Origin of the sequence: Vreelandella zhuhanensis, assembly GCF_009793355.1 — a bacterium.
In the GTDB taxonomy this organism is placed as follows: Bacteria; Pseudomonadota; Gammaproteobacteria; order Pseudomonadales; family Halomonadaceae; genus Vreelandella; species Vreelandella zhuhanensis.
Genome location: NZ_WTKP01000003.1, coordinates 36,626 through 63,552 on the forward strand (window position 1 = coordinate 36,626; position 26,927 = coordinate 63,552).

The 26,927-nt window shown below is 58.1% G+C and carries 25 protein-coding genes; 20 read left to right on the forward strand and 5 right to left on the reverse strand.

Annotation, left to right across the window (positions count from 1 at the left end; translation table 11 throughout):
• Positions 1 to 62: 62 nt before the first annotated feature.
• Both GPM19_RS04490 and GPM19_RS04495 read left to right on the forward strand, forming a co-directional pair.
• The gene (locus tag GPM19_RS04490) at positions 63 to 1,202 is read left to right on the forward strand and encodes an aldo/keto reductase (protein WP_160417698.1); all 1,140 of its coding nucleotides are present in this window, start codon (positions 63 to 65) and stop codon (positions 1,200 to 1,202) included.
• Positions 1,203 to 1,204: 2 nt separating this feature from the next.
• The gene (locus GPM19_RS04495; protein WP_160417699.1) at positions 1,205 to 2,569 is read left to right on the forward strand and encodes a glutamate--cysteine ligase; all 1,365 of its coding nucleotides are present in this window, start codon (positions 1,205 to 1,207) and stop codon (positions 2,567 to 2,569) included.
• Between the two features lie 99 nt (positions 2,570 to 2,668).
• Here GPM19_RS04495 and GPM19_RS04500 read toward each other — a convergent pair whose 3' ends face one another.
• The gene (locus tag GPM19_RS04500; protein WP_160417700.1) at positions 2,669 to 3,667 is read right to left on the reverse strand and encodes an NADP-dependent oxidoreductase; all 999 of its coding nucleotides are present in this window, start codon (positions 3,665 to 3,667) and stop codon (positions 2,669 to 2,671) included.
• Positions 3,668 to 3,866: 199 nt separating this feature from the next.
• On the opposite strand from GPM19_RS04500, the gene GPM19_RS04505 reads away from it, so the two are divergent.
• Both GPM19_RS04505 and GPM19_RS04510 read left to right on the forward strand, forming a co-directional pair.
• Positions 3,867 to 4,421 (forward strand): cytochrome b, encoded by a 555-nt coding sequence (locus GPM19_RS04505; RefSeq protein ID WP_160417701.1) that lies wholly within the window; start codon positions 3,867 to 3,869, stop codon positions 4,419 to 4,421.
• Between the two features lie 68 nt (positions 4,422 to 4,489).
• A complete protein-coding gene (locus tag GPM19_RS04510) occupies positions 4,490 to 5,536 on the forward strand; it encodes a sodium:calcium antiporter (protein ID WP_160417702.1) in 1,047 nt (348 codons plus the stop codon).
• 30 nt (positions 5,537 to 5,566) lie between these two features.
• Here the strand turns inward: GPM19_RS04510 and GPM19_RS04515 are convergent, their stop codons facing one another.
• Entirely contained in the window at positions 5,567 to 6,013 is a 447-nt protein-coding gene (locus tag GPM19_RS04515; RefSeq protein ID WP_160417703.1) for an SRPBCC family protein, read from the reverse strand.
• A gap of 121 nt (positions 6,014 to 6,134) precedes the next feature.
• Between GPM19_RS04515 and GPM19_RS04520 the strand changes: the two genes are divergently transcribed.
• The 8 genes from GPM19_RS04520 (at position 6,135) to GPM19_RS04555 (ending at position 17,293) form a co-directional block, all read left to right on the forward strand.
• A complete protein-coding gene (locus GPM19_RS04520) occupies positions 6,135 to 7,676 on the forward strand; it encodes an NAD(P)H-dependent oxidoreductase (protein WP_160417704.1) in 1,542 nt (513 codons plus the stop codon).
• 118 nt (positions 7,677 to 7,794) lie between these two features.
• Positions 7,795 to 8,982, forward strand: a complete 1,188-nt coding sequence (locus tag GPM19_RS04525) for a M24 family metallopeptidase (RefSeq protein ID WP_160417990.1) — start codon at positions 7,795 to 7,797, stop codon at positions 8,980 to 8,982.
• A gap of 129 nt (positions 8,983 to 9,111) precedes the next feature.
• The gene (katE, locus tag GPM19_RS04530; protein ID WP_160417705.1) at positions 9,112 to 11,262 is read left to right on the forward strand and encodes a catalase HPII; all 2,151 of its coding nucleotides are present in this window, start codon (positions 9,112 to 9,114) and stop codon (positions 11,260 to 11,262) included.
• Between the two features lie 34 nt (positions 11,263 to 11,296).
• Positions 11,297 to 11,761 (forward strand): Cys-tRNA(Pro) deacylase, encoded by a 465-nt coding sequence (ybaK, locus tag GPM19_RS04535; RefSeq protein WP_160417706.1) that lies wholly within the window; start codon positions 11,297 to 11,299, stop codon positions 11,759 to 11,761.
• A 168-nt stretch (positions 11,762 to 11,929) separates the two neighbouring features.
• Complete coding sequence (dbpA, locus tag GPM19_RS04540) at positions 11,930 to 13,336, forward strand: ATP-dependent RNA helicase DbpA (RefSeq protein WP_160417707.1); 1,407 nt, start codon at positions 11,930 to 11,932, stop codon at positions 13,334 to 13,336.
• 82 nt (positions 13,337 to 13,418) lie between these two features.
• Complete coding sequence (locus GPM19_RS04545; protein ID WP_160417708.1) at positions 13,419 to 14,276, forward strand: PA4780 family RIO1-like protein kinase; 858 nt, start codon at positions 13,419 to 13,421, stop codon at positions 14,274 to 14,276.
• A 45-nt stretch (positions 14,277 to 14,321) separates the two neighbouring features.
• Entirely contained in the window at positions 14,322 to 16,196 is a 1,875-nt protein-coding gene (locus tag GPM19_RS04550; RefSeq protein WP_160417709.1) for an ABC transporter ATP-binding protein, read from the forward strand.
• An 89-nt stretch (positions 16,197 to 16,285) separates the two neighbouring features.
• The gene (locus tag GPM19_RS04555; RefSeq protein ID WP_160417710.1) at positions 16,286 to 17,293 is read left to right on the forward strand and encodes a zinc-dependent alcohol dehydrogenase family protein; all 1,008 of its coding nucleotides are present in this window, start codon (positions 16,286 to 16,288) and stop codon (positions 17,291 to 17,293) included.
• 30 nt (positions 17,294 to 17,323) lie between these two features.
• Here GPM19_RS04555 and GPM19_RS04560 read toward each other — a convergent pair whose 3' ends face one another.
• Together GPM19_RS04560 and GPM19_RS04565 are read right to left on the reverse strand one after the other, a co-directional pair.
• Positions 17,324 to 17,590, reverse strand: a complete 267-nt coding sequence (locus tag GPM19_RS04560) for a hypothetical protein (RefSeq protein WP_160417711.1) — start codon at positions 17,588 to 17,590, stop codon at positions 17,324 to 17,326.
• A 143-nt stretch (positions 17,591 to 17,733) separates the two neighbouring features.
• Positions 17,734 to 18,465, reverse strand: coding sequence for a YebC/PmpR family DNA-binding transcriptional regulator (locus tag GPM19_RS04565; protein WP_160417712.1), 732 nt, complete (start codon positions 18,463 to 18,465; stop codon positions 17,734 to 17,736).
• A gap of 222 nt (positions 18,466 to 18,687) precedes the next feature.
• On the opposite strand from GPM19_RS04565, the gene GPM19_RS04570 reads away from it, so the two are divergent.
• Together GPM19_RS04570 and GPM19_RS04575 are read left to right on the forward strand one after the other, a co-directional pair.
• Positions 18,688 to 19,305, forward strand: coding sequence for a LysE family translocator (locus GPM19_RS04570; RefSeq protein WP_160417713.1), 618 nt, complete (start codon positions 18,688 to 18,690; stop codon positions 19,303 to 19,305).
• 111 nt (positions 19,306 to 19,416) lie between these two features.
• Complete coding sequence (locus GPM19_RS04575) at positions 19,417 to 19,902, forward strand: glutathione peroxidase (protein ID WP_160417714.1); 486 nt, start codon at positions 19,417 to 19,419, stop codon at positions 19,900 to 19,902.
• 25 nt (positions 19,903 to 19,927) lie between these two features.
• On the opposite strand, the gene GPM19_RS04580 is transcribed toward GPM19_RS04575, so the two are convergent.
• Complete coding sequence (locus GPM19_RS04580; RefSeq protein ID WP_160417715.1) at positions 19,928 to 20,317, reverse strand: DUF7079 family protein; 390 nt, start codon at positions 20,315 to 20,317, stop codon at positions 19,928 to 19,930.
• Between the two features lie 149 nt (positions 20,318 to 20,466).
• Here GPM19_RS04580 and fabV point away from each other — a divergent pair, with 149 nt between their 5' ends.
• The 6 genes from fabV to astD all read left to right on the forward strand — a co-directional run bounded on the left by fabV (position 20,467) and on the right by astD (position 26,924).
• On the forward strand, positions 20,467 to 21,663 hold the full coding sequence (gene fabV / locus GPM19_RS04585; protein ID WP_160417716.1) for an enoyl-ACP reductase FabV: 1,197 nt from the start codon (positions 20,467 to 20,469) through the stop codon (positions 21,661 to 21,663).
• A 70-nt stretch (positions 21,664 to 21,733) separates the two neighbouring features.
• Positions 21,734 to 21,943: a hypothetical protein gene (locus tag GPM19_RS04590; protein WP_160417717.1), complete on the forward strand. Its 210-nt coding sequence runs from the start codon at positions 21,734 to 21,736 to the stop codon at positions 21,941 to 21,943.
• Positions 21,944 to 22,115: 172 nt separating this feature from the next.
• Positions 22,116 to 23,330: an aspartate aminotransferase family protein gene (locus GPM19_RS04595; protein ID WP_160417718.1), complete on the forward strand. Its 1,215-nt coding sequence runs from the start codon at positions 22,116 to 22,118 to the stop codon at positions 23,328 to 23,330.
• Between the two features lie 4 nt (positions 23,331 to 23,334).
• Positions 23,335 to 24,399: an arginine N-succinyltransferase gene (locus GPM19_RS04600; RefSeq protein WP_160417719.1), complete on the forward strand. Its 1,065-nt coding sequence runs from the start codon at positions 23,335 to 23,337 to the stop codon at positions 24,397 to 24,399.
• Complete coding sequence (gene astA, locus GPM19_RS04605) at positions 24,399 to 25,430, forward strand: arginine N-succinyltransferase (protein ID WP_160417720.1); 1,032 nt, start codon at positions 24,399 to 24,401, stop codon at positions 25,428 to 25,430. Before GPM19_RS04600 ends, astA begins: the two co-directional genes overlap by 1 nt.
• A 9-nt stretch (positions 25,431 to 25,439) precedes the next feature.
• Positions 25,440 to 26,924 carry a succinylglutamate-semialdehyde dehydrogenase gene (astD, locus tag GPM19_RS04610; protein ID WP_160417721.1) on the forward strand — a complete coding sequence of 495 codons (1,485 nt, stop codon included), beginning with the start codon at positions 25,440 to 25,442 and terminating at the stop codon, positions 26,922 to 26,924.
• Positions 26,925 to 26,927 lie beyond the last annotated feature (3 nt).

The following is a 26,927-nucleotide window of genomic DNA, read 5'->3' on the forward strand; positions in this document are numbered from 1 at the left end:
TCTGGCAATCCTGTTCCAGTCTTGTTCTCGATACCTTCGTATTCTTTTCAGGGAGAGAAATGATGCCCAATCGTCGAGAATTTCTGAGCGGTGCGGTGATTGCCGCAGCAGCCACCGCGGCATCGCCATTGTTGGCTACCGAAAAAACGGCTGGCGGGAGCAATGCTGCCAACGCCACCAGTGGCTCGGCTCTGCCTCGTAAACCTCCGCTCGCCTCCGGTCTGTTTCCCCCGGACGCTGAGTTCGGTGTGGGCGGCACTCAGCTCGGCAACATGTTCAGGGTGACGCCCGATGATGAGGCCCAACTCATGCTTGAAGCCTGCTGGAACAACGGGGTGCGCTATTTCGACACCTCGCCCTGGTACGGATTGGGATTGTCAGAACGCCGCATGGGACATTTTCTGGATGACAAGTCGCCCGACGATTATGTGTTGTCGACCAAGGTAGGGCGGCTACTGGTGCCTGATGCCTCGGCGAACGACATCAGTATCTGGGCAGGGAGGCTGAATTTCGATTACCGCTACGACTACAGCGCCGCCGGGGTACGTCGCTCGGTGGAGGACAGCCTTCAGCGCCTGGGGCTACCCAAGATCGATATCGTCTATATTCATGATTTGGCGCCTAGTAACCAGGACATGGGCGAAGAGTGGACGCAATACCTCAAGACCGCGCTCGACGGGGCCATGCCTGAGCTGACCCGCATGCGCGAGGAAGGCATCATCGGCGCCTGGGGAATGGGGGTCAATGACATCGAACCAAGCCTTGCCGCCATGGATAATGCCGACCCCGATGTGATTCTGCAGGCCACGCAGTACACCCTGATCAATCACGAAGACGCCTTGAACCGCCTGTTTCCGAAGTGCCGCGATAACGATGTGTCGCTGGTGATCGGCGCACCGCTGGGCTCGGGCTTTCTTGCCGGCACCAACTACTGGATGTACAGCAAGGATATTCCCGATGGGTACTGGAAGCAGCGTGATCGGTTGAGCGCCATGGCGCACGAGCATGGCACTGACCTGCGCACCGCCGCTCTTCAGTTCACCGCCGCGCCCGACGTGGTTGCCGCCACCATTCCCGGGGCGCGCAATGCCGTACAGGCACGGGAAAACCGCGCATCGATGGACGCCGATATCCCGGCTGAATTCTGGCAGGCGCTGAAGGAAGAAGGGCTGATCGCCGAAAATGCCCCGACACCGAGCTGATCATGCAGCAAATAACCGACACCCAGCGCCTAGGCGATGACCTGGCGCAGCAGTGCAGACCAAAAGCACAATGCTTGATCGGCGTGGAACACGAAAAATTCATTTTTTCGCGCTACGACAAGCACCTGTTGCGCTATGCCGGAGGTGCCGGAATTCACGCTCTGCTGGCCAAGTGGCAGCGTTTTGGATGGCAGCCGAGCTTCGAACAGGACAATCTCGTCGGCTTGAAACGTGAAGGGGCTGCCATCACGCTAGAACCTGCCGGACAGCTTGAACTTTCCGGAAGCCCTTGGGCCGATCTGCACGCTGTTTATGAGGAAATGCTCGAACATCGCCTGCAGCTTTCGGAGCTTGCCGATGAAATGGGGCTGGGCATAATGGCCTTGGGGTTCGCCCCGCAGTGGAATCGGGAGGCGGTGGACTGGATGCCGAAAAGCCGTTTTCACATCATGCGGGGCTATATGCCCAAGGTGGGCGTGCATGGCCTGGACATGATGACGCGCACCTGCTCGTTTCAGCTGAATTTCGATTTTTGCAGCGAACAGGACATGTGCGACAAGTATCGCGTGACAATGGCCTTGCAGTCTTTGGTAATGGTGGCGTTGGCCAATTCTCCCTTCGCCGATGGTCGGGACAGCCGGCTGAACTCTTATCGTAACTACGTCTGGCTGCACACCGATTCGGCGCGTTGCGGGATCCTTCCGCTGGTGTTTTCGCCGGAGCTGAGCTTTACCACTTATGTTCAGCGGGCGTTGGAAGTACCCATGTACTCGGTGAAAAGAAACGGTGTGCATGTGGATCTTGCCGGTCGTTCTTTCGCCGACATGATGCAAGGCGCATTGCCTGAACTGCCCGGAGAAAAACCCACGCTCAAGGACTGGAAAGACCATCTCAATACCTTGATGCATGATGTGCGGCTGAAAGATCACCTGGAATTGCGCGGCAATGACTCCCTTACCCTGGAGCACAGCATGGCCTTGGCCGCGTTCTGGACGGGAATTCTTTACGATGATCAGGCGTTGAGCAAGGCGCTGAAGTTTATCGAAGGATGTGACGTGGCACGCCTGAATCAGCTTAGGCATCGTTTGTCCGAGGTGGGCATGGCGGAAAGCGCCGAGGTGTCCGTGGAGGGTGTTTATCCCGCTGAGTCGTTGCTTGCGGCGTTGAAATACGTGACGGCGTTGGCCCATGAAGGGCTCAAGAGACGCCAGAAAGTCGATGTGGACGGCGCGGATGAGGCGCTTTATCTGCAGCCGCTGCAGGATATTATCGAACAAAGGCTCAGCCCGGCGGAGCGATGGCGCAAGCTTTTTAAGCACCAGTGGCAGGGTGATCTCAGCCCCCTGTATCGGCACGCTGTGTTTTGAAGAGGATTTTCTTGCCTGGCCGCCATGAAGTGACGGCCAGGCGTCCTGCGGCTGCCAGGCAGCCGGGCTATTGTAAAGGACTGCTACTACAAAGGGCTATTACAGCCGCACCAGCATCTTGCCTTTGTTTGCCCCTTCAAACAGCTTGAGGAAGGCATCGGGGGTGCTTTCCAGGCCGTCTTCGATGGTTTCTTCGTAGTCGATTTCGCCCTTGGCGACTTTCGGGCCGACCTCTTCGAGAAACTGCGGATAGTGCGACCAGTGATCGAAAATGATGAAGCCCTGCATGCGCACGCGCCGAATCAGGATTATCGCCAGGTTGCCGGGTGCTGTGCTGGGCCTCGTGGCATTGTAGTCGGCGATCAACCCACATACTGCGATGCGCGCCCCTACGCGCAGGTTATCGAGTGCCGCTTCGAGGCAGTCGCCACCCACGTTTTCGTAGTACACATCGAAGCCCTCGGGACAGGCCTGCTTGAGGTCCTCGCTTAACTGCTGGGCGTCCTTGCCGCGGTAACTGACCGCCTTGATTCCGTGAGATTCCAGCCACTCAAGCTTTTCAGGCGCGCCGGCGATCCCCACCACGGTGCCGCCTTTGGCCTTTGCCAGTTGCACTGCCAAGGAGCCCACCGCACCGCTGGCGGCACTGACCAGAACATTGTCGCCTTCGCGCATCTTGGCAATCTCGTTCAGGCCCGTCCAGGCGGTCATGCCCGGCATGCCGAGCACGCCCAGATAAGCCTGTTCGGGTACCTCGATGCTTGGCAACGCTTCCAGCGTATCGGCGTCAAGCTGGGCAATATCACGCCAGCCGCCCATGTGACGAACCTTGTCACCTTCGCTAAAACGCGGATCCCGGCTCTCGATCACTTCGCCCACTGCAGCGCCCTCAAGCGGAGCATTGAGTTCAAACGGTTCGATATAGGTGGTGACGCCACTCATTCGTCCACGCATGTAAGGGTCGACCGACAGCCAAATGTTGCGAATTCTCACTTCGCCATCTTGCAAGGCAGGCAACTCGGTGCTGTGCAGCTCGAATAGCTCGGGCTGCGGCATGCCTTGGGGATAGTCATTGATGGTGAAATAGCGTGCCTGCATGGTCATGCTCCTTGCGGTTGGGGTCGTGTGTAGCAAATTGCGTTCGGCTACTGCTTCTCGATACTTGCTCTCGACATGTCTTTTCGCCAGTCGTTCCTGTCACAGCCTAGCATTGCACAATCAACGCTTGCCTCTACTAGTATGAAAGACGACTGACAGTATGAAAGGCAATTTACTTCGTCGCTTCCGGGAGAACGATATGACGGAACTGGATCGCTATGCCTACCCGCATCGGGTGCTGCACTGGCTGGTGGCGGCCGTGCTGTTGCTGGTGTTACCCATCGGGCTTACGTTGGGCTATCTGGGTTTCGAAGGGGCTGTAAGATGGTTCGGCGAGCCCATGACCAACCTGCTTTATACGACCCACAAGACATTGGGCGTGACGATGCTGATTCTGATGACGCTGCGACTTATCAGTCGTCTGGGCTTTGTGGTCCCGATTCACGATCCTCCGCTTCATCCCTTCCAACGTGTGCTGAGTACCAGTGTGCATCACCTGCTTTACTTGACGCTGTTGGTGATGCCGATAATCGGCTGGCTGGCCACCGCTAGTGGCGGCTTTCCAGTGCAGTTCTTTCACTGGAACCTGCCGGGGTTGATCGGCGAAAACGAAGCCCTGTCCGAACGTTTATTCCTTGTACATGGCTGGTTGGGCTGGGTGATTCTGGGGCTGGTGGCGTTACACATTGCCGGTGCGCTTTTTCACTGGTGGATAAAGCGTGATGGAGTGATGAAACGCATGAGCTTATTTTGAAAAGCCTGACTTAGCCCTGTAGACGGCATGTGAAACAACGACCACCAAAGCGAGTGAAGGGGAGTGATTTGGATCCATTCAATCCATCCAGTTGGTCGCTGGCCGAAAGCGTGGGAGTTTTCACGGCATGCGCTTTAGTGATTACTGTATTGGGAATATGGATTACTCAGGTGGTCGACCAGCTGGCCGATCGGACGGGGCTCGGGGAGGCGGTCGCAGGTGCCGTGCTGCTTGGGGCATCGACCTCGCTTGGCGGCTCGGTACTCTCGGTTACCGCTGCCTGGCAAGGTCATCCTGAACTGGCGGTGAGTAATGCCTTGGGCGGTATCGCCGTTCAAACCTTGTTTCTGGTGGTGGCCGACCTGGCCTATCGGCGTGCGAACCTTGAACATGCGGCCGCCTCCGCACCGAACATGTTGCAAAACGCCTTGTTGATCACTCTTCTAGGCTTGATTCTTCTGACCCCCACACTGCCCGAGATTACATTGTGGGGCATTCATCCAGTCACGCCGATACTGCTGGGGCTTTATATCTATGGCATTCAACTGGTACGAAGCGCCCGGCTGTATCCCATGTGGAAACCTTCGGTGACGCGCGAAACGCGCGAGGACACGCCGGAAGATACTTCGGTGATGCCCACGCTTCCTCGGTTATGCGGCACTTTTTTATTCTTGATGATCGGCCTGGGGTTTGCCGGTTGGGTGCTGGCCCCTACGGCGAACAATATTGCGATCAAGACAGGACTCAGCCACACGGCGGTTGGGGTGTTGCTGACCGCTGTGAGTACCTCGATTCCTGAACTTGTCACCTCCATCGCCGCGGTTCGCCGGGGTGCCTTGACCTTGGCGGTGAGCGGTATCATTGGCGGCAATGCCTTCGATACCCTCTTCACGGCGGCCTCGGATATCGCTTATCGGCCGGGCTCCATCTACCACACCATGACCGCTGAAGTGATCCTTTGGGTGTCATTGACCCTGGTGATGTCGAGTATCCTGATGATGGGGTTGATCCGCCGCCAGGAGCAGGGGCCGGGGCGTATTGGCTGGGAAAGTGTCACCATCATGGTGCTTTACTTTCTCGGTGTGCTGCTGTTGCTGATGGATATGAATGGCTAACGTTGTCAGCCCTTCTTATGCCCTTCGCACTCAGGAATCGCTATCGTGCTTCGGTTCGGGTGGCTTGGCCAAGCGGCACTCTACTTGGCGGATGATGTCCTGGCTGAGCTTGTGCAACAGAGGTTTCGCCGCTAGTTGGACGGCCTTTTCCATCGGCCGGTTATCCAGATGATATTCCAAGGTGAGGTGAACGCGAGTGCCGCCTTCTATGGGCGTGAAGTCGAAATGCCCCTGGTTGGAAATACCGCTCAAGGAGCGCCAGGCAAACCGCTCCGGCGGAAGCGTCTGGGTAATCTCGATATCGAAACACAAGGACTGCCCGGCGATATGGACTTCCCATAAGTAGCGGTCGTCATTCAAGCGAACTATGTTGTCTATGGCATCGCTGTAAGAGGCGAAGCCTTCCACTTGGCTTACCAACGCAAAAACCGCTTCTCGTTCGGCCTGGATGTCGGCTTGGTGCTCAATGATGGGCATGGCACTTCAACGTGGGAAGGGTGTTTTCAACAGTGTTCAAGGAGGATGGCATGAAGGTGAACGTTTGCAAAACCACTCGGCGCCTTTGCGTTATGAAATCATGCTTGGGTGGTGTTGACGCATGAAGGTGCTGCTTATCTTGGGCCATCCGCGTGTCGAGAGTCTGTGCGGCGCCCTGGCGGATGCCTACAGTGAAGGCGCCCGGGCGGCGGGGGTGGATTTACGCCGCCTGGATCTTGCCGAACTTGATTTCGACCCGCATGTGCATACGCTCTCACCCAACCAGCAACCGCTGGAAGCCGACCTGAGCCGGGCGCGGGAGCTGGTGGAATGGGCAGAGCATCTGGTATTTGTCTATCCCACCTGGTGGGGCGGGACACCTGCGCTGTTCAAGGGTTTTCTGGATCGCGTCATGCTGCCGGGGTTCGCATTCACTACCTGTGAAAGCGGGATCGGTTACGAAGGGCTGTTGAAAGGGCGTTCGGCGCAGCTGATTACCACCATGGACACGCCTCCCTTGATCCACAAACTGCTGTATCGACAGCCGGGAAGAAATGCCTTGGCGAAGGCGACCCTGGGATTTTGCGGGATTCGTCCGGTGCGCTACCTGGCCTGCGGTTCGGTCAAAGACTCCACTGCCCGGCAGCGTCAGGCATGGCTGGCGCGGGCCAAGTTCCAGGGGCGGCAATTGCAGCGTGGCCGCATTTCCCCTTTCGAATGGCTGCAACACAAAGCCGGCGCCTGGCTCAAGGCGCTGCGTCTGCAGTTCTATCCCATGACCTGGGTGGCTTATGCCATCGGTGCCCTGGCGGCTTCACCCCCTGGTGATCTGTTCACCACCGGCCTCTTCTGGCTGGGTTACCTTTGTCTATTTCTGCTGGAGGTAGCAACGGTACTCACCAACGATGTCATCGACTTGCCAAGCGATCGGCAAAATCGCTTTTACAGCACCTTCACGGGTGGCTCACGAGTATTGGTGGATGGGCTCTTGAGTCAACGTGAAGTCAAGGCTGGCATTTTCGTGTCGCTGCTGGGGTTCGCGGCCGCCTCGGCGTGGCTTGTGAATCTGGCGCCAGGGGCCGCGGGGAGCATCACTCTGGTATTGGTGGTGCTGGCGATATTAGCACTGGGGTATACGGCGGCGCCCTTGAAGCTCAGCTATCGCGGCCTGGGTGAACTGGATGTGGCGGTCACCCACAGTATCGGCGTGCTCTTGAGCGGTTATGTGATTTTCGGAGGTGACTGGTACGCCGCCTTTCCATGGCTTTTAAGCCTGCCTCTGCTCTTGGCGATCGTGCCTGCCATCACGCTCTCGGGCATACCCGACCTTGAGGCCGATGCGGCGGTTGCCAAGCGTACCCTGGCGGTACGTCTCGGGCGTCGCGGTGCGCTGGAGGTCGCTCTGGGTTTTACATTGGCTTCTGCAGGCGTGGCGCTCATCTGGCATCTGCTGGGCATCGCCGAGGGGGCTTACGGCGGTATTGCCTATGTGGTGGTTCCCCATGCCGCCTTGCTGGCCTTCTGTTTATATCGCCAGAGGGGAAAGGTCGAGCTTGCGGAAAGGGGCAACATTTCCTCCCGGATCGATGGGCTGATGGGTGTCTCGCTGAGTTATGTTCTGTGGTTTGGGTTGTTTCCGCTGTTTCAGTTGCTCGGTCACTGAGGCATCAGTCCAGGAGTGAGGTGAGGCGTTGGCTGAGCAAACGCCTGCCGGCGCTATTCTGACTACACTTCATCAGGCATCCTTACTCAAAAATCCTGAATTGCCGGAGCACCTGCCCATGGACTACCTCGCCTATCGTCATGCCCTTGACGTTCAGCTGAAAGGCTCGGAATTACCGTTTCCAGAAGCGGAGTTCGACCGGCGCCGCGCCAAGGTGATAGATGCCATGCAAGCCATCGGGCTGGAAGCGCTGTTACTCACCGACCCGGCGGATATCTATTACCTGACCGGCTATCACACCTTCGAGGTCTCGGTGCATACATGTCTGGTGTTTTCCGCCAAGCGTTGTGTGCTTCAGGTACCTTCCATCGAGACCGGCCCTGCGGTAGTCACGGCCAAGGTGGATGAAATTCTCGGGTATCGCTGGGAAGGCATCGACGAGGTGGTCGAGCCGCTTTACGACGTGCTGGCCCAGTACCATTCCATCGGCCTGGACAGCTGGAGTGCCGGACTGCGCCATGGCGTGATCAGTCAGTTGCAACAGCGCTTGGGTAGTGGGCGCTTCCGGGAAGGCGGGCAAGTGCTGGATGGAGTTCGCGTCGTCAAGACACCGACGGAGATCGAATGTCTGCGGGAAAGCGCACGCATTACCTCGGCCGGACTCAAGGCGGCAATCCAGGTGATTCGACCCGGGGTGACGGATAATGACGTGGCGGCGGAAGGCTCGCGTGCGCTGCTGGAAGCCGGGAGTGAATTCATGAGCCTGCAGCCAATTGTCACCGTCGGGCAGCGTATCAGCATCATCCACGTCAACCATAAACGCCGTGTGATCGAGCCCAATGACCCGGTGTTTCTGGAGTTCGGTTCGGCCTATCAGCGTTACACCGCGCCGATGATGCGCACGGTGGTGGCGGGCAGGGCGACTCCGGACATGCAGGCGGTGCGCGATGTGTGCCGCCGCTTGTTCGAAGTGCTGTGCGATGCGATGCGCCCCGGCAATACCTTCGATGATGCGGCTCGGGCAGCGGATGCCGTCTTGGCGCTATGGAGTGACAAGCTGTTTTTCTCCGGGGTCTACGGTTATGCCGTAGGGGCGCAATTTCCACCCAGCTGGGTGGAAGGCACCGGTTTTATCGCCCGGAACCAGATGCGCGAATTCGAACCCGATATGGTTTTTCACCTGCCATTATGCCTGCGTTGGCCGGGGCAGTGGGGCATCGGTTTAAGCGATACCGTGCAAGTGACCCCGCACGGCGCCGTGCCGCTTACCGATAATGGCTGGCAGCTGGAGGAGCGCCTGGATTGACCCGGTAATCTGCCTTGTATCTGCGAGATTGGCTGTCTACGTTGAAGAGACGGCGATGCTGGTAACGGTTTAACCACTGTCGTGAAAACAGGAGCAATTACAGGAGACGTGACACAGGAGAAGTGAGTCATGGCAAAAAATCCGCATACCAATCCGAACAGTGACGGGCCGCACGATACAGACGTCACTACCAACGAATCGAGCAAGTCGGATAACCTGGAACATTACCGCAGTGATGCCGAAGGACATGATCTGCGCACCAATCAGGGAACGCGAATCTCGGACAACCACAATTCGCTGAAAGCCGGAGAGCGTGGCCCTACTCTGCTCGAAGATTTTGTCTTTCGCGAAAAGCTCAACCATTTCGACAATGAACGCATCCCGGAGCGCATCGTGCATGCGCGTGGGGCAGCGGCACATGGCTATTTTCAGCCTTATGAAAATGCCGTCCAGTACTCCAAGGCAGGGGTGTTCAAAGACCCTGACAAGAAAACACCGGTGTTCGTGCGCTTTTCCACGGTGCAAGGCTCTCGCGGCTCCAATGACACAGTGCGCGATGTGCGCGGTTTTGCCACCAAGTTCTACACCGACGAGGGCAACTGGGATCTGGTCGGCAACAACATGCCGGTGTTCTTCATCCAGGATGCGATCAAGTTTCCGGATTTCGTGCATGCAGTAAAGCCCGAGCCGCATAACGAGATTCCCATGGGCCAGTCGGCTCACGATACCTTCTGGGATTTCGTGTCCTTGATGCCGGAAGCCACCCATATGGTGCTGTGGACCATGTCGGACCGGGCCTTTCCACGCCACTTTCGCAATATGGAAGGCTTCGGTGTGCACACCTTCCGGCTGATCGACAGGCAGGGCAAGTCGCGCTTCGTCAAGTTTCACTGGAAACCGGTGGCCGGCACCTGTTCGTTGATCTGGGACGAAGCCCAGAAACTCTGGGGACGTGACCCAGACTTCAACCGCCGCATGATGTGGGATGACATCGAGAGCGGCGATTTTCTCGAATACGAGCTGGGCATCCAGGTAGTGGAAGAAGAGGACGAGCATAGCTTCGATTTCGATATTCTCGACCCCACCAAGATCATTCCTGAGGAGCAGGTGCCGGTGACGCTGATCGGCAAGATGGTGCTCAACCGCAACCCGGACAACTTCTTTGCCGAGACCGAGCAGGTTGCGTTCAACCCCGCCCACGTGGTGCCGGGAATCGACTTCAGTAACGACCCCTTGCTGCAAGGGCGGTTGTTTTCGTACACCGATACCCAGATGTTGCGCCTGGGCGGGCCGAATTTTCACGAAATTCCAATTAACCAGCCGGTATGTCCGTTCCACAACAATCAGCGCGATTCGATGCACCGTCAGACCATCGACAAAGGTCAGGCGTCCTACGAACCGAACTCTATCGATGGCGGTTGGCCGAGTGAAACCCCACCTGCCGAGGAGAATGGCGGTTTTGAAACCCATTACGAGCGTATTGACGCCCATAAGGTGCGCGGTCGCAGCGATTCCTTCGGCGATCATTACTCCCAGGCCACATTGTTCTGGAACAGCCAGTCGGATGTCGAGAAAGAGCACATCATCGCCGCTTATACCTTCGAACTTTCCAAGGTGCAGCGACCCTGGATTCGTGAACGGATGATCAAGGAAATCCTGCCTAACATCGACCTGGAGCTGGCGCGTCGTGTCGGAGAACTGCACGGCATCGAAGCCCCGACCCAGAAGCCTGCTTCGGCGGATGAGCTGGGCCATAGCGCGCAGACCGATTCCGAGGCGCTGAGCCTGATGGCGCGCCTGCCGGGCCACATCGCCATGCGCAAGGTCGCAGTGCTGGTGGCCGATGGCGTGGATGCCGCCCAGCTGGACGAGATCAAGAGCCGGCTAGAGGGCGAAGGGGCTCAAGCCATGCTCATCGCACCGAGCATGGCGCCCGTCAAGGCAAGCGATGGCCGGATGGTGTCTCCCGACGCCATGCTCAACGGCCAGCCTTCGGTAACCATGGATGCGGTTATCGTGGCCGATGGGCAGCAGAGTATCGATGCCTTGGCGCAATCGGGCCAAGGGCGCTATTACCTCCAGGAGGCTTACAAGCACCTGAAAGTGATTGCCGCTATCGGTGAAGGGAAACGTCTTCTGGAGGCCGCCGAAATACCTGTACCGGAAGACGGAGTGATAAGTGGCGCTACGCTGCAGGACGTCTTCGCTGATTTTTGTGAAGTGCTGGGCAAGCACCGGGTCTGGACACGCGATTCCAAGGCAAACATGATGTCCGCATGATGTTTGCCTAAGCAATCCTTGACAAGGAACCCAGATGACCCCTGCGATTCATGCCGCCAGACAGGCCGGAATGCCATTTCAGGTACATGAATACAGTCACGAGCCGGGCGCAGTCTCGTATGGCCTTGAAGCGGCCCACAAGCTGGGCGTATTGCCAGCGTGCGTGTTCAAGACCCTGGTGGTGAAGCTCGACGGCAATGCGCTTGCCGTAGGGATTGTGCCGGTGACCGCGCAGCTTGGCATGAAGCGGCTCGCCAAGGCGGCGGGAGTGAAAAAAGCGGCCATGGCCGAACCGGGCGAGGTGGAGCGCGTCACCGGCTACGTTCTGGGCGGGGTCAGCCCTTTGGGACAGAAAAAACGCTTGGCCACCTTCATTGATGCTTCAGCACAGGTTCAAGAAAGTATCTATGTGAGTGCGGGACGTCGCGGGCTGGAAATAGAACTGAGCCCGGAAGACCTGGCCGGCCTGACCCAAGGGCGGTTCGCGCCCTTGACCTAGGCGTGATGGCTGGCAACAAACAAGTTGGGCTGACTTATACCGCCAGAAAGGGCAGCGTAGAGCGGTTTCTGGTATGGTGCCGGACGTTGACAGGCACGGGTTGCCGTCCTGGGTCGCTGGCGCTGCCGGCGTTTGCTTTTTATCTTATGGCTTTTGCAGGTTGTCGTTGTGTCCGATGCTGATTCCCCCCGTTTTACCACACTAGCGTTGCCTTCGGCATTGCTGAGCAACCTGGATTCGTTAGGCTATCTAGCGATGACCCCGGTTCAGGCTACCGCGCTGCCTGCCATTCTGGATAAACGCGATGTGATTGCCCAAGCCAAGACCGGTTCAGGCAAGACGGCGGCCTTCGGGCTGGGGCTGCTTGCAGCACTGAATCCCGAAAGCTTTGCCGTGCAAGGCCTGGTGCTGTGCCCCACCCGAGAACTTGCCGACCAGGTAGCCGAAGAAATTCGCCGCCTGGCGCGGGCCATGCCCAACGTCAAGGTGTTGACCCTGTGCGGCGGAGCGCCGTTCGGCCCCCAGCTGGGATCGCTGGAACATGGTGCGCATATCGTGGTGGGCACGCCGGGACGCGTGGAGGAGCATTTGCGCAAAGGCTCCCTGGACCTTTCTCGCTTGACGATGCTGGTGCTCGATGAAGCGGATCGCATGCTGGATATGGGCTTTCAAGCCTCGCTTGAAGCGATCATCGGGCAGACGCCGGCTTCGCGGCAGACCTTGATGTTCAGCGCCACCTTTCCCGAAGACGAGCAGAAAGGCAGTATCCGGGCCATCGCGGCAGGGCTGATGCGTGATCCTCTGCGAGTAAAAGTGGAGGAGACCCACGACAGCACCACGATTCGCCAGCATTTTTACTTGATCGAAAGCGAGGCGGCGCGTTTTGCGGCACTGCGCCAGGTGCTGCTGCATTATCGGCCGGTCTCGACGGTGGTGTTCTGTAATACCAAGCGTGAAACCCAGGAAGTGGCCGATGCCCTGAATGAGGCGGGTTTCAGTGCACTTGCCTTGCATGGCGATCTGGAACAACGTGACCGTGACCGCACCTTGGTGCTATTTTCCAACCAGAGCGCTTCCATTTTGGTGGCCACCGATGTTGCCGCCCGCGGGCTGGATATCGCCGAGCTGGATGCCGTCATCAATTACCAGATCGCCCGCGACCTGGAAGTGCATGTGCACCGGGTTGGACGCACCGGGCGGGCGGGCGCCAGCGGTGTGGCCTGTACCCTGGTCAGTGAAAAGGAAGATTATCGTCTGGCGCGGCTGGGTGAATTTCTGGAGCAGCGCCTGACCTGCGAGCCGTTGCCGCCGGCCAAGAATCGTGAGCCGTTCTCTCCGCCAATGGCGACATTGCAACTGGACGGCGGCAAGAAGGATAAACTTCGTCCCGGGGATATTCTGGGTGCCTTGACCGGCGAGCAAGGAATCCCTGGTGACCAGGTGGGCAGGATAAAAGTGCTGCAGCGTAGTGCCTTCGTGGCGGTCAAACGGGATATGGTGAACGCTGCGTTGAACAAACTTGCCCAGGACAAACTCAAAGGACGTTCGTTTCGTGTGCGTCGCGTGAGCCGCTGATTGCCGCTTATTTGCAAGGCTTTGAAAGGCCGCTCCCACACCGTCATTTTCCAAGAGCCAAGAGGAACCAAGACAGCCAGTCATGAAAATACCTAAACGATTACAACCGCTGGTTGACGACGGCATGATAGACGAAGTGCTGGTGCAGTTGATGAGCGGTAAGGAAGCGCAGGTTTACGTGGTGCGTTGTGGCGAACAGGTACGCTGCGCCAAGGTGTTCAAGGAAGCCAAACAGCGCAGTTTCAAGCAGGCGGTGCAGTATCAGGAAGGGCGCAAGGAGCGCAACAGCCGGCGTTCGCGGGCAATGGCGAAAAAGACTCGCTACGGCCAGAAAGAGCAGGAAAAAGCCTGGCTCAACTCGGAAGTGGATGCTCTGTATCGCCTGGCCGCCGCCGGGGTGCGCGTGCCCGAGCCGTTCGGCTTCGTCGATGGCGTCTTGTTGATGGAGTTGATCAACGACGCGGAAGGCTATACGGCGCCGCGGCTGGATGACATCACTTTTACGCCGGAACAGGCTCGTGAGCATTACGCCACGGTGCTCCAGGAAGTGGTGCGGATGCTGTGCGCCGGTTTGATTCACGGCGACCTTTCCGAATTCAACGTCCTGTTCGATGGCCGGGTCCCGGTGATCATCGACCTGCCTCAGGCAGTGGATGCCGCCGGTAACAATGCCGCCCAGGAGATGCTGGAGCGCGATGTCGATAACATGCGCGATTATTTCGCTCGCTACGCCCCGGAGTTGCTGGAAACGCAATACGCCAAGGAGATCTGGGCACTTTACGAATCCGGCCAGCTGCATCCGGATAGCGAACTGACCGGTCAATTCGTCCTCGATACCCATATCGCCGACGTGGATGAAGTGCTGGCGGTGATCGACGACGCCGAGGAAGAAGAGCTGGATCGACAGGCGCGCATTCACGGCGACGAGGACGACGACTAGGCGGTACCTCAAGCGGTACCGTCGAATCGTCTACTGAGAGCTTCTATGCTGGCGCGCGTATTTCATTACTTTGAAAGATTGGTCAATCCCTACCCCGAAGGCGAGGTCAAGACACCGCCTTCGGGGTTGTTTGCCTTCATCCTGCATTTTTCCCGCCCGGTGTTGCCGCTGCTGGTGGCGATGTCGTTGCTGACGGCACTGGTTTCCGCCGCCGAGGTGGTGTTTTTCAGTTACATGGGCGATTTGGTGGATTGGCTTTCGACCGCCGAACGCGAAGGCTTTTTTGCCGACTACGGCTGGCGCCTGGCAGGCATGGCGGCGCTGGTGATCGTCGGCTTGCCGCTATTGGTACTCTTGCAGTCGCTGGTCACTCACCAGAGCATTTTCGGCAATTACCCGATGATTGGCCGTTGGCTGTCACACCGGCACATGCTGGGGCAGAGCCTGGCATTCTATCAAGACGAGTTTGCCGGGCGGGTGTCACAGAAAGTCATGCAGACCGCGCTTGCGATCCGCGAAACCGTGACCAAGCTGATGGATCTGATGGTGTATGCCCTGGTCTATTTCAGTGGTGCGATGATCCTGCTGGGCCGAGCGGACATGTGGCTGGTGTTACCGCTGGTACTTTGGCTGGCGGGGTACCTTCTGATCATGCGGGTATTCGTGCCGCGTCTGCGCGATATCTCCATGGCCCAGGCCGATGCCCGCGCCCAGATGACCGGGCGGGTGGTCGACAGCTACAGCAATATCCAGACGCTCAAGCTGTTCGCCGATACCCAGCGCGAACAGGCCTACGCGCGGGATGCCATGGAAGGTTTCATGCAGACTGTCCATCGCCAGATGCGCCTGGTGACCCGCATGTCGGTGAGCTTGACCCTACTCAACTCCCTGCTCCTGACCGGTACCGCGGCCATGGCCATCGGTGCCTGGTATTTCGAAGCGATCTCGCTTGGGGTGCTGGCCATTTCCATTGCCCTGGTGATGCGTATTCGCTTCATGTCCGACTGGATCCTGTGGGAAGTGGCCGGGCTATTCGAGAACATCGGCACGGTGCAGGACGGCATGAACACCATTGCCCGAGACCCCGAGGTGAAAGACGCCCCTGACGCCGATGAACTTCGCGTCACCCAAGGCGAGATTCGCTTCGAGTCGCTGCGCTTCGAATATGCCCAGGCGAAAGGGGAAACTCGGCGTGTCTTCGACGGACTGGACCTGATTATCTCTCCAGGAGAAAAGGTCGGTTTGATCGGGCGTTCCGGGGCAGGCAAATCGACCCTGGCCAACCTGCTGCTGCGTTTTTACGATCTTCAGGGCGGGCGGATTCTGATCGACGGCCAGGATATCGCCAAGGTGACGCAGACCTCTCTGCGTCATCAGATCGGCATGGTCACCCAGGACACCTCGCTGTTGCACCGTTCGTTGCGTGACAATATCCGCTACGGCACCCCCCATGCCAGTGATGAGGCTGTCTGGGAGGCGGTGTGTCGTGCGCATGCCGACAGCTTCATCAATGAGTTGATCGACCCCAAGGGTCGGCGTGGCCTGGACGCGCATGTAGGCGAGCGTGGTGTGAAACTCTCCGGAGGCCAGCGTCAACGTATCGCCATCGCCAGGGTGCTGCTCAAGAATGCCCCGATACTGGTGCTGGACGAGGCAACTTCGGCTCTCGATTCCGAAGTCGAAGCCGCCATCCAGGAACAGCTGGATACCTTGATGGAAGGCAAGACCGTGATCGCCATTGCTCACCGGCTTTCGACGATTGCAATGCTTGACCGCCTGGTGGTGGTGGATGAAGGGCGCATCGTGGAAACCGGCACGCATCAGCAATTGTTGGCCCGAGACGGAATCTACGCCGCGCTGTGGTGGCGTCAATCCGGTGGTTTTCTGGGGGTGGACGTTGCCACTGAAGCGGCACCTTGATGAGCGAAGGGCTTATTCGTCTGCTAGTGTCTTGACAGCAATTGGCCAATTTGCCAATGCATCAATCCGACATGCACAAGGAGCTTGCGATGAAAACGGTAACCCTGAAACAACCCGGTGGGCTGGATAACCTTCAGCTTCAGGATGCCCCGGCGCCGGGCGAACCCGGTCCTGGCGAGGTACGTGTGCGTATTCATGCCAGTTCGCTCAACTTTCATGATTACGCGGTAGTGGCGGGGATGATCCCTACCGAGGAAGGCCGCATTCCCATGTCCGATGGTGCCGGTGTGGTGGAGGCCGTGGGCGAGGGCGTAGCGGAATTCGCGGTAGGCGATGCGGTGGTCTCGACCTTCTTCCCCCACTGGCTGGAAGGCCCCGCCCGGGTGGGAAACTTTGCCACCACGCCGGGCGACGGCGTAGACGGCTACGCGCGCGAGCAGGTGATTCATCCAGCCGAGTGGTTTACCCATCAACCCAAGGGCTACAGCCATGCTGAATCCGCCACCCTGACCACCGCGGGCCTGACCGCCTGGCGGGCACTGGTAGTGGACGGCGGCTTGAAAGCGGGGGATAGCGTGCTGGTATTGGGCACCGGCGGCGTGTCGATATTCGCCCTGCAATTCGCCCGCATGATGGGGGCGCGGGTAATCGCCACTTCCTCGTCGGATGCCAAGATCGAGCGACTAAAGGAGCTGGGTGCCGAGCACACGCTCAACTATGAAAAAGAACCCCAGTGGGGCAAGAAGGTCAAGGAATTGACCGGTGGCCGCGGGGTGGACCATGTGGTTGAAGTCGGCGGCCCGGTCACCTTGCCGCAATCCATCGATGCAGTGCGTATTGGTGGACATATTGCCTTGATTGGCATTCTCACCGGGCGTGAGGGTGATATCCCCACCGCCAAGCTGATGGCCAAGCAGGCGCGCTTGCAAGGCTTGATTGTGGGCAGCCGGCGCAACCAGCAGGAAATGATTCGGGCGATTGACGCCACCGACATGCATCCGGTTATCGACCGGCGTTTCCCGTTGGAAGACATTGCGGATGCATTTCGCTATGAAGAAGCCGGGCGTCACTTCGGCAAGATCTGCCTGGAGTTTTGATCTCGCGCTATCTCTCGAATCGGGGGCGTGTCAGTCCTGGAGTCGGCTGTAAACCACGCCCTTGATTTCCACTTCGTAAATATCCTTGTAAGGCACGGTGATCCCCTCTACATCTCCGGGTTCGCCGTGGCTATGTTTCAGGTCGGTTTCCGGAATCACTTTCACTCCCACGAACCCCACATGCTGTATTCGGGCACTGAACCGGTTGCCGTCATGTTCCACCAGCACACGCTCTCCGGCGAAACATTTTTCCAGCTTGGCGTGAAGTTCTTTCTCGGTGACATGGACGATGCTCATGAATTCCCTCCTGCATTGATCAGCGACGGTATGTTATTTATCGAGAAATCAGCGTGTTCTATAAATATAAGTCTATAAACACTGCGCATCGATGCAAGATATATACATTTAGTTACCCGTCCTATGCAAGCGTAGCGCAACGTTCAGTGGCTGTCGTCGGGGAGTTCTGCGCTGTGATAGACGTTCTGTACATCGTCGAGCTCGTTGAGCATGCCCAACAATTTTTCAAAAACCGCGACATCATCGCCTTCCAGGGCAGTGGTGGTCTGGGGCAGGAACTGAATCTCGTCGACCTCGAAATCGATATCGCCGAAGGTTTCCAGCAGCGCCTGCTTGGCTTTGGCATAGTCGGTATGCGGGGCGAAGACGGTGATACGCCCGTCTTCCTGTTCGATATCGGTGACGTCCACATCCGCTTCCATCAATGCTTCGAGCACGGCTTCTTCGTCACTTCCGGCAAACGAGAAGATGGCGCAGTGATCGAACATGTGGCTGACGGTACCGGGCGTGCCGATCTTGCTCTTGGTCTTGGTAAAGCAGCCGCGCACGTCACCGAAGGTACGGTTGGGGTTATCGGTCAGACACTCGACGATGACCATGGCATTGCCTGGCCCAAAACCTTCATACCGCGCCGGTGAGAAGTCTTCACCACCGGCGCCGCTGGCCTTGTCCAGCGCTTTGTCGATCACGTGCGAAGGCACCTGGTCTTTCTTGGCGCGCTCGATCAGGCCGCGCAGGGCCAGATTGCCATTGGGATCACTGCCGCCGGCCTTGGCGGTAACGTAAATCTCACGGCCGTACTTGCTGTACACCTTGGTCTTGGCGTCGGCCGTCTTGGCCATGGATTCCTTGCGGTTCTGAAATGCCCTACCCATGTTGCTGTCCTGTGCTGGTCGTTGGCCGTGCCTGCCCCATGAGGGCTGCACGCTCGTCGAGAAAAAAGACAAATATTACCCAACACAATACCATGCTAACAGCGTTATTTACCTGTCTTGGCGTCCCTTGCCCGGCTTATCGCTTACACTAGGCAGCGTTTCTCGGCAACAATGGCCGGAGCGCCTATATCGCGCCTCAGGCGCATCAACAGGAGGACTTGAATGGCATTTTCACTGTGGCTGTCGTTAGTCGCGATCTGCATGATGGGGGCGATGTCGCCAGGGCCTAGCCTGGCGCTGGTGCTTCGCCATACGCTTGGCGGCGGCCGCGTGCCCGGTGTGGTGGCGGCGTTGTTTCATGCGCTGGGTGTCGGGTTTTACGCGCTACTCACCGTCTGGGGATTGGGAAAGTTGATCGTGCAATTTCCGCTATTATTTCAGTTGATTACCTGGGGTGGCGCAGCATATCTGGCATGGCTCGGAATCAAGGCGCTGCGCGCCGGAAAAGGCGGGGCGATGCATCCCGGTCAAGTCATCAGCACCAATGGCCAGGCGGCTCGGGAAGGCGTGCTGGTAGCGCTGGGTAATCCTAAACTGATTCTGTTTTTCGTCGCCTTGTTGAGTCAGTTCGTCACGCCGGACATGAGCATGACGGCCAAGGTAATTATCGTATCGACAGCCATGATCATCGACGGAGGCTGGTATGTGCTGGTGGCGGTGGCTCTGTCGCATTCGCGGGTGCTGCCCTGGCTGCAGCAACGGGCGCACTGGATCAACCGAATCACCGGCGTGCTATTGATCGCCCTGGCGCTACGGGTAATAGCCGGCCCCTTGGTTTAAGCGTTGCGCTGGCGCTTGGTCGGCACTCATGGCAAGGTTGATAATAGTAGATTGATATTGAAGTGAATAAAGAACCACCTCGTTGTACCGCGGTCTGTAGTGGGAGTAACCATGGCGATTCATGATCACGTTTGCTACACCCACCAGGGAGAACCCTTCAATTTGCATGCCTTGCGCGGGCAGGTACTGCTGGTGGTCAATGTCGCCAGTAAATGCGGTTTCACTCCCCAGTTAAAAGAGCTCGAGCAGCTTTATCTGCGCTATCGCGATCACGGTTTTATCGTGCTGGGGTTTCCCTGCAACCAGTTCGGCCATCAGGCACCGGAAAGTGCGGAAGAGTTCTGTGCCTTTGGAGAAACAAAATACGGGGTGACCTTTCCGTTGATGGAAAAGGTCAAGGTCAATGGCCGGGAAACGCATCCGTTGTTTGCCGAGCTCAAGAATGCCGCCCCGGGCGTACTGGGTAGCAAGGCCATCAAATGGAATTTCACCAAATTCCTGGTGGCTCGCGATGGCCGGGTGATTGCGCGCTTCAGCCCTCGCGACCATGGCCTGCCCCTGCGTGAAGCCTTGGAAAAGGCCTTGGAAGAACATTGACGCTTGAAAATGCTTGACCCGGTTTTTAGCGTGGAAGCTCGCCGCGAGCCACCATCACTCGTCCCATCAACTCGTTCCAGCGGTGACGCACCATCATGGTGGTCAATCCTGAAAACAGGGCCCAGCTCTTGCGCCGCCAACCGGTCAACTTGATGTTGTGAGTGACCAACTGTTGCATCAGCTTACGGTCATCGAATTTTCGCCATTCGCTGGCCACTGACATCTGATGACGCGACATGACAGGGGCCATTTCCAGGCGAAATAGCCATTCAAGCTCTTGCAGCGTCATTTCGTGAGCCTCGATGACTGCTACCATATGGGCGTAACCGCGCTCACCGGGTTCCTTGTCCAGCCAAAGCGGTGCCAGCGCCAGCCATAGCTCACCGCGCTCATCTACCAGTTGCTGTGCGTTCATTGTCGCCTCTGTTGTTCACCGGACCTGGCTTTGGGAGCCAAGGCGCCATCGTGCCGCGAAAGTCGATTTGGCTCAAGGGCGGACACCACGGCCAAGGCTCGCTAGAATGGTGCCTATTCCACTGTCTACTTACTATTGAGAGGTTTTGCGTGATTATCAAACCCAAGGTCCGCGGTTTTATCTGTACCACCACCCACCCGGTGGGTTGTGAAAAGAATGTCCTGGAGCAGATCGAAGCGACGCGTTCGCGTGGCCTGGACAAAAGCGCCGGGCCCAAGAAAGTCCTGGTGATCGGCGCTTCCAGCGGCTACGGCCTGGCGGCGCGCATTACCGCGGCTTTCGGGTATGGTGCCGATACATTGGGCGTGTTTTTTGAAAAGCCGCCCAGCGAGAAAAAACCGGGTACCGCCGGTTGGTACAACAGTGCGGCTTTCGACAAGTTCGCCAAGGCCGAAGGGCTCTACAGCAAATCGATCAATGGCGATGCGTTCTCCCATGAGGCGCGCAACAAGGCCATCGAGATCATCAAGCAGGACATGGGTCAGATTGATCTGGTGGTGTATTCGCTGGCTTCCCCGGTGCGCAAACTCCCGGACAGTGGCGAACTCAAGCGTTCGGCGCTCAAGCCTATCGGTGAGACCTATCGCGCCACAGCGATCGATACCAACAAAGACAGTATTATCGAAGCCGAAGTCGAACCCGCCACCCAGCAGGAAATCGAAGACACCAAGGCGGTGATGGGTGGCGAAGACTGGGAATTATGGATCGATGCCCTGGACAAGGCCGGCGTATTGGCGCCAGGCGCGCGCAGTGTGGCGTTCAGCTATATCGGTACCGAAATCACCTGGCCGATCTACTGGCATGGCGCTCTGGGCAAGGCCAAGGAAGACCTGGACCGCGCCGCCCATGAAATCGACCAGCGCCTGGCGAAAACCCAGGGTGGTGCCAATGTGGCGGTGCTCAAGTCGGTGGTGACCCAGGCTAGTGCCGCCATTCCGGTGATGCCGCTGTATATCGCCATGGTCTACAAGGTGATGAAGGAAAAAGGCCTGCACGAAGGCACCATCGATCAGCTCAACCGCTTGTTCGCTGACTATTTGTACGACGGAGCGCCTGCTACCGATGAGAAAGGGCGTTTGCGCCTGGATGATTGGGAGTTGCGTGATGATGTCCAGCAGGCGTGCAAGGACCTGTGGCCGAAGGTTACCACGGACAACCTCTTCGAGATTACCGACTATGCTGGGTACAAGCATGAATTCTTGAAGCTGTTCGGATTCGAGCGCGACGATGTGGATTACGAAGCCGATGTAAACCCCATGGTGGAATTCGACGTGGAGAACCTGTAACACTGAACTTGAAACATCGTATTGTCTGAATGAATAGCCTTGGCTTGACCGAATAGCGAGGAGATGAAAAATGGACACCAGAGAAAGCAAGACTCGGGAAGAAGAAAAGCAGCACTTAATGAACGAACGCTATCCCCAGGATGACGAGGAGATAGAATCGCATCATCAACCGGAAGCCCAGGAATCGCCCAAGGGGATGCATAAGCTGATACCTATCGTCATCGTGATTGTCGGGATTCTTTTGGTGGGTCTGTTGCTGTTTTCCGGGGTGACGGACTGACCGCGCTCTTCATAAAAAGTCACCAGTGAAACCTTAGCCATGAGGCAATGATTGCCGGGCCTTCGTGCCCGGCAATTGTGTTGTTATACCAACTGGGTAAGATGGATGTTCATACGATCTTTGTCTTGCCATTCATTTTATCCCATTTTCTTATCCCAGCAGGGAGCCTCTCATGGACTACACCCCGAATCGTCACGATTTCGATCGTTACATGACCCCCAACTATGCCCCCCAGGAAGTGATTCCGGTGCGTGGCAAAGGCAGCCGCCTATGGGACCAGCAGGGGCGTGAGTACATCGATTTCGCCGGAGGTATCGCGGTGAATGCCCTGGGACACTGCCATCCGGTGCTGGTGGAAGCATTGAAGACCCAGGGTGAAACGCTCTGGCACCTGTCCAATGTGTTTGCCAATGAGCCGGCACTCAAGCTGGCCAAGGCGCTGGTCGAGCGCACCTTCGCCGACAAGGTATTCTTGTGCTCTTCGGGTGGCGAGGCCAATGAAGCCGCCTTGAAGCTGGCTCGCCGCTGGGCGGTGGAGCACCACGGCGAGCACAAGGACAAGATCATCTCGTTTCGCCAGTCCTTCCATGGACGTACCTTCTTCACCGTGAGTGTGGGCGGCCAACCGAAGTATTCGCAAGGTTTCGGACCGATACCCGGCGGCATTCTGCATGCGGATTACAATGACCTGGAAAGCGTGATGCAGCTGGTCGGTGATGATACCTGTGCCATCATGGTCGAACCGATGCAGGGTGAAGGCGGTATCCTTCCGGCCACGCCTGATTTTCTTGAAGGGTTGCGCCAGCTGTGCGACGAGCATAATGCGCTGTTGATCTTCGATGAAGTCCAGACCGGGGTGGGCAGAAGCGGAGAGCTTTACGCCTACAAGAACTACGGCGTGACGCCGGACATTCTGACCACCGCCAAATCCCTCGGGGGCGGCTTTCCCGTGGCGGCCATGTTGACCACCGACAGGATCGCGCCATCGCTTGCCATCGGCACTCATGGCTCGACATACGGTGGCAATGCCTTGGCCTCTGCAGTGGCGCTGGCGGCCATTGAGTTCATCGATACGCCGCAAGTGCTGGAAGGCGTCAAGAAGCGTCATGCGCTGTTTCGTGGGCACCTTGAAACCATCAATGCCAAGCATGGGGTCTTCAAGGAAATTCGTGGGATGGGCTTGCTGATGGGTGCCCAGATGGCCACGGAATACGAAGGCAGGGCCAAGGACATTCTGGCGTTGGCGATTGAAGAAGGCTTGATGGCATTGATTGCCGGACCCAACGTCTTGCGGCTGGCGCCCTCGCTGGTGATTCCCGAGGAAGATATTGCCGAAGGCATGGCGCGTCTGGAGCGAGCCATCGAGAAACTCGTGGTTAAGGCATAAGCGCATGCTATTGATACGTCCCGTCAAAACCGAGGATCTGCCCGCTCTTGAGCGCCTGGCGGCTCGCGCCATACCGCCCTTGACCAACCTTCCGGCCCATCGTGAGCGGCTGGTGGAGCGTATTGCACGCTCGCAAGAGGCGTTCAGCCGCGATATCGACGCCCCCGGCGATGAACAGTACACCTTCGTGCTGGAAGACGTTAAGGGGGGAGAAGTGCTGGGAACGGCAAGCATTCGTGCCCATGCCGGGGCGCAGGATGCCTATTACACCTACCGCCGGGAAACCCTTATTCACGCCTCCCAGCAGCTCAACGTGCGCCGCGAGGTCGAAACCTTGGCGCTTTCCCATGAAGTGTCCGAGGCCAGCCTGCTATGTGCGTTCACCCTGGATGCGCGCTACAAGGGAACACCCGCGGAAAGCCTGCTGCGCCGGGCACGGCTGATGTTCATCGCCCAGTACCCGGAGCGCTTTTCAACCACCCTGGCGGTGGCGTTTCCGGGTTACCTGGACGAGAAAAGCGAATCGCCGTTCTGGGCCAGCGTCGGGCAGCATTTTTTCGCCTGTGGTTATGAAGCGATCAACCATATTGCCGGGGTGCACTCGAAAAGCTTTATCGCCGAAGTGATGCCGCAGTTCCCGCTTTATCTGCCGCTGCTCACCGATGAGGCGCGGGCCGTGATTGGTCATGAGCATCCAGCGCATGAAACAGCGCTTCGGGAAATGCTGGCGGAAGGCTTCAACCTTTCGCGTCATGTGGACATCTTCGATGCGGGGCCGTTGGTCGAGGCCCAGCGCGAACGCCTGGAAACTTGCCGAAGAGCTGCCTGGCATCCGGTGCGGTTGCGCCCGGCATCGACTTTGCCCAAGGCCGAACCGGTGATGATCGCCAACCAGAAACGTGAAGATTTTCGCTGCATCATGGCAAGCTATGCCCTGTCGCTGACCGGCCAGTTGATGCTTACCACGAAACATGCCGAAAGGCTTGGCGTGGAAGAGGGCCGTGCTGTGCTGGCCGCGCCCTTGGCGCTGCCATCGGCGCCGAATGTGCTCGATGAAGGAGAGATGTGATGCGCATTCGACCCATCGCACGTGATGATCTGGATGGCTTGCAGGTACTCGCACGCCAGACCGGTGTCGGCTTTACCTCGTTACCCGATAATCGTGAATTTCTTGCCGGCAAGATCGAAGCAGCCGCCTGTGCCTTCGAAGAACGGGTGCCGGTGGATGATCGGTTGTATTTTTTCGTGCTCGAAGACGAAAGCAACGGTGAGTTGGCCGGCTGTTGCGCCATCGAAGGGCAAGTGGGAAAGGGCGTGCCGTTCTACAATTACCGCCTGGGAAAACTGGCTCACTCCTCGGTACAGCTGGAGTTGCATCGCACGTTCGAGACGCTATTTCTGAGCTCCGACCACACCGGTGATGCCGAGGTCTGTTCGCTGTTTCTGCGCCCGGAATATCGCGGCCGGGAACTTCGCCATCTGCGCAACGGCGCGCTGTTGTCCAAGGCTCGCTGGTTGTTCATCGCCCAGTTCCGTGACCGATTCCCGGAAAAGGTGCTGGCTGAAATGCGCGGGGTATTCGACGAGGACAATAAAAGCCCGTTCTGGGAAAGTCTGGGCAAGCATTTTTTCCCCATGGACTTCAGCGAAGCCGACCGGCTGACCGGTTTGGGCCGCAAAAGCTTCATCGGCGAGTTGATGCCCAAGTTTCCCCTCTACACTACCTTTATGAGCGCCGATGCCCGTGCCTGTATCGGGCAGGTTCATCGCGATACGCGTCCGGCACTGGAAATGCTCAAGAAAGAGGGGCTGCGTTGGGAAGGCTATATCGATATTTTCGATGGCGGGCCCACCGTGGAAGCCTATATCGATGAAGTGCAGGCGGTGCGCCAATCGCGCCTGTGTCAGGTAGAAGTAAGCAAACAGCTGGTGGCAGGCGAGGAGCGCCGCTGGCTGGCGGCGACCACGGACATAAAGGATTTTTACGCCGCTTGGGTAGGGCGTGGGCCTTCGGATGACCAGATTATTATGGTGAGCGAGGCAGAAGCGCGGCAATTGCAGGTCAGCACGGGCGATACCCTTCGCTTACTCGAGACTTAGGAGACGGTTATGCACGCCAAACAACAACTATTCATCAATGGCGACTGGATCGATGGCGGAGCGGATGCTTTCACCAAAATCGACCCTGTAGCCAGGCACGCTCTTTGGGAGGCCAAGGCGGCGAGTCCGGCACAGGTCGATCAAGCAATTGACAGTGCCCGAGAGGCATTTTCGAGCTGGGCGCGTGTTTCTTTCAATGAGCGCCAGGCGTTGGTCCAGCGTTTTGCCGAGGTGCTCAAGAGCCACCGGGAAGCCTTGGCCGTCGCGATTGCCGGTGAAACCGGAAAACCTCTCTGGGAGGCGCGTACGGAAGTCGGTGCCATGGTCGGCAAGGTGACGTTTTCGCTGGAGGCTTACCACGAACGCACCGGAACACGCGAAAAGCCTGTGGGCGGTGCCGGCAATGGTGCGAAAGCGGTGCTGCGCCACCGCCCGCACGGCGTGATGGCGGTGTTCGGCCCTTACAACTTCCCTGGTCACTTGCCTAACGGCCATATAGTGCCGGCACTGCTGGCGGGCAATACCGTGGTCTTCAAACCCAGTGAGCAGACACCACTGACGGCCGATCTTACGCTGCAATGCTGGGAAGAAGCCGGACTGCCGAAAGGGGTGCTCAACCTGGTACAGGGTGGCGTGGAAGTCGGCCAGGCCCTGGCGGGTAATCCGGCTATCGATGGTCTGCTGTTCACCGGTAGCGCCAAGGTGGGGGGCATCTTGCATCGACAATTTGCCGGCCAGGTGGAAAAGATTCTGGCGCTGGAGCTAGGCGGCAACAACCCCTTGGTCATCAAGGATGTGCCGGACCAGCGCGCCGCCGTGCTGACTATCCTGCAGTCGGCCTTTCTTTCCGGCGGGCAGCGTTGCACCTGCGCGCGACGCTTGATCGTACCGGAGGGTGAGGTTGGCGACCGTTTGCTCGATGCGCTGGCCGAGGCCATCGCCAAGCTGCATGTCGCCGCTCAATTCGAGGAAACACCGCAGCCTTTCTACAGTGGCCTGGTGAGCGCGGCGGCAGCCGATGGTCTGCTCAAGGCTCAGGATGACCTGGAAACCATGGGCGGTATCGTCATGGCGCGCATGCAGCGGCTCGAAGCCGATACCAGTCTGCTAAGCCCGGCGTTGATCGATGTCACTGGTCTGGATGTGCCTGACGAGGAGCATTTCGGGCCCTTGCTCAAGGTGCACCGTTATCGCGACTGGGATGATGCCATCGCGCTTGCCAACGATACCCGTTACGGGCTTTCCGCCGGGTTGATCGGTGGCGAACCCAGCGATTGGGATGATTTTCTGCTGCGGATTCGTGCGGGTATCGTCAACTGGAACCGCCAGACCACCGGGGCTGCTGGTGATGCACCCTTCGGCGGGGTGGGTGAAAGCGGCAACCACCGGCCCAGTGCTTATTATGCTGCCGATTACTGTGCTTATCCGGTGGCTTCCATGGAGTCCGATTCGCTGGAAATGCCCGATACCCTGCCGCCGGGGGTCAACCTGTGAGCG

What these genes read in the sequence shown, in the direction of transcription:
- GPM19_RS04590 (WP_160417717.1), top strand. Translation starts at nt 21,734, where the DNA reads ATGGACACCAGAGAAAGCAAGACTCGGGAAGAAGAAAAGCAGCACTTA.
- GPM19_RS04570 (WP_160417713.1), top strand. Translation starts at nt 18,688, where the DNA reads ATGGCATTTTCACTGTGGCTGTCGTTAGTCGCGATCTGCATGATGGGG.
- GPM19_RS04495 (WP_160417699.1), top strand. Translation starts at nt 1,205, where the DNA reads ATGCAGCAAATAACCGACACCCAGCGCCTAGGCGATGACCTGGCGCAG.
- GPM19_RS04550 (WP_160417709.1), top strand. Translation starts at nt 14,322, where the DNA reads ATGCTGGCGCGCGTATTTCATTACTTTGAAAGATTGGTCAATCCCTAC.
- astA (WP_160417720.1), top strand. Translation starts at nt 24,399, where the DNA reads ATGCGCATTCGACCCATCGCACGTGATGATCTGGATGGCTTGCAGGTA.
- GPM19_RS04580 (WP_160417715.1), bottom strand. Translation starts at nt 20,317, where the DNA reads ATGAACGCACAGCAACTGGTAGATGAGCGCGGTGAGCTATGGCTGGCG.
- GPM19_RS04505 (WP_160417701.1), top strand. Translation starts at nt 3,867, where the DNA reads ATGACGGAACTGGATCGCTATGCCTACCCGCATCGGGTGCTGCACTGG.
- GPM19_RS04595 (WP_160417718.1), top strand. Translation starts at nt 22,116, where the DNA reads ATGGACTACACCCCGAATCGTCACGATTTCGATCGTTACATGACCCCC.
- katE (WP_160417705.1), top strand. Translation starts at nt 9,112, where the DNA reads ATGGCAAAAAATCCGCATACCAATCCGAACAGTGACGGGCCGCACGAT.
- GPM19_RS04515 (WP_160417703.1), bottom strand. Translation starts at nt 6,013, where the DNA reads ATGCCCATCATTGAGCACCAAGCCGACATCCAGGCCGAACGAGAAGCG.
- astD (WP_160417721.1), top strand. Translation starts at nt 25,440, where the DNA reads ATGCACGCCAAACAACAACTATTCATCAATGGCGACTGGATCGATGGC.
- GPM19_RS04500 (WP_160417700.1), bottom strand. Translation starts at nt 3,667, where the DNA reads ATGCAGGCACGCTATTTCACCATCAATGACTATCCCCAAGGCATGCCG.
- GPM19_RS04575 (WP_160417714.1), top strand. Translation starts at nt 19,417, where the DNA reads ATGGCGATTCATGATCACGTTTGCTACACCCACCAGGGAGAACCCTTC.
- GPM19_RS04555 (WP_160417710.1), top strand. Translation starts at nt 16,286, where the DNA reads ATGAAAACGGTAACCCTGAAACAACCCGGTGGGCTGGATAACCTTCAG.
- GPM19_RS04525 (WP_160417990.1), top strand. Translation starts at nt 7,795, where the DNA reads ATGGACTACCTCGCCTATCGTCATGCCCTTGACGTTCAGCTGAAAGGC.
- GPM19_RS04545 (WP_160417708.1), top strand. Translation starts at nt 13,419, where the DNA reads ATGAAAATACCTAAACGATTACAACCGCTGGTTGACGACGGCATGATA.
- GPM19_RS04520 (WP_160417704.1), top strand. Translation starts at nt 6,135, where the DNA reads ATGAAGGTGCTGCTTATCTTGGGCCATCCGCGTGTCGAGAGTCTGTGC.
- GPM19_RS04490 (WP_160417698.1), top strand. Translation starts at nt 63, where the DNA reads ATGCCCAATCGTCGAGAATTTCTGAGCGGTGCGGTGATTGCCGCAGCA.
- GPM19_RS04565 (WP_160417712.1), bottom strand. Translation starts at nt 18,465, where the DNA reads ATGGGTAGGGCATTTCAGAACCGCAAGGAATCCATGGCCAAGACGGCC.
- GPM19_RS04600 (WP_160417719.1), top strand. Translation starts at nt 23,335, where the DNA reads ATGCTATTGATACGTCCCGTCAAAACCGAGGATCTGCCCGCTCTTGAG.
- GPM19_RS04560 (WP_160417711.1), bottom strand. Translation starts at nt 17,590, where the DNA reads ATGAGCATCGTCCATGTCACCGAGAAAGAACTTCACGCCAAGCTGGAA.
- ybaK (WP_160417706.1), top strand. Translation starts at nt 11,297, where the DNA reads ATGACCCCTGCGATTCATGCCGCCAGACAGGCCGGAATGCCATTTCAG.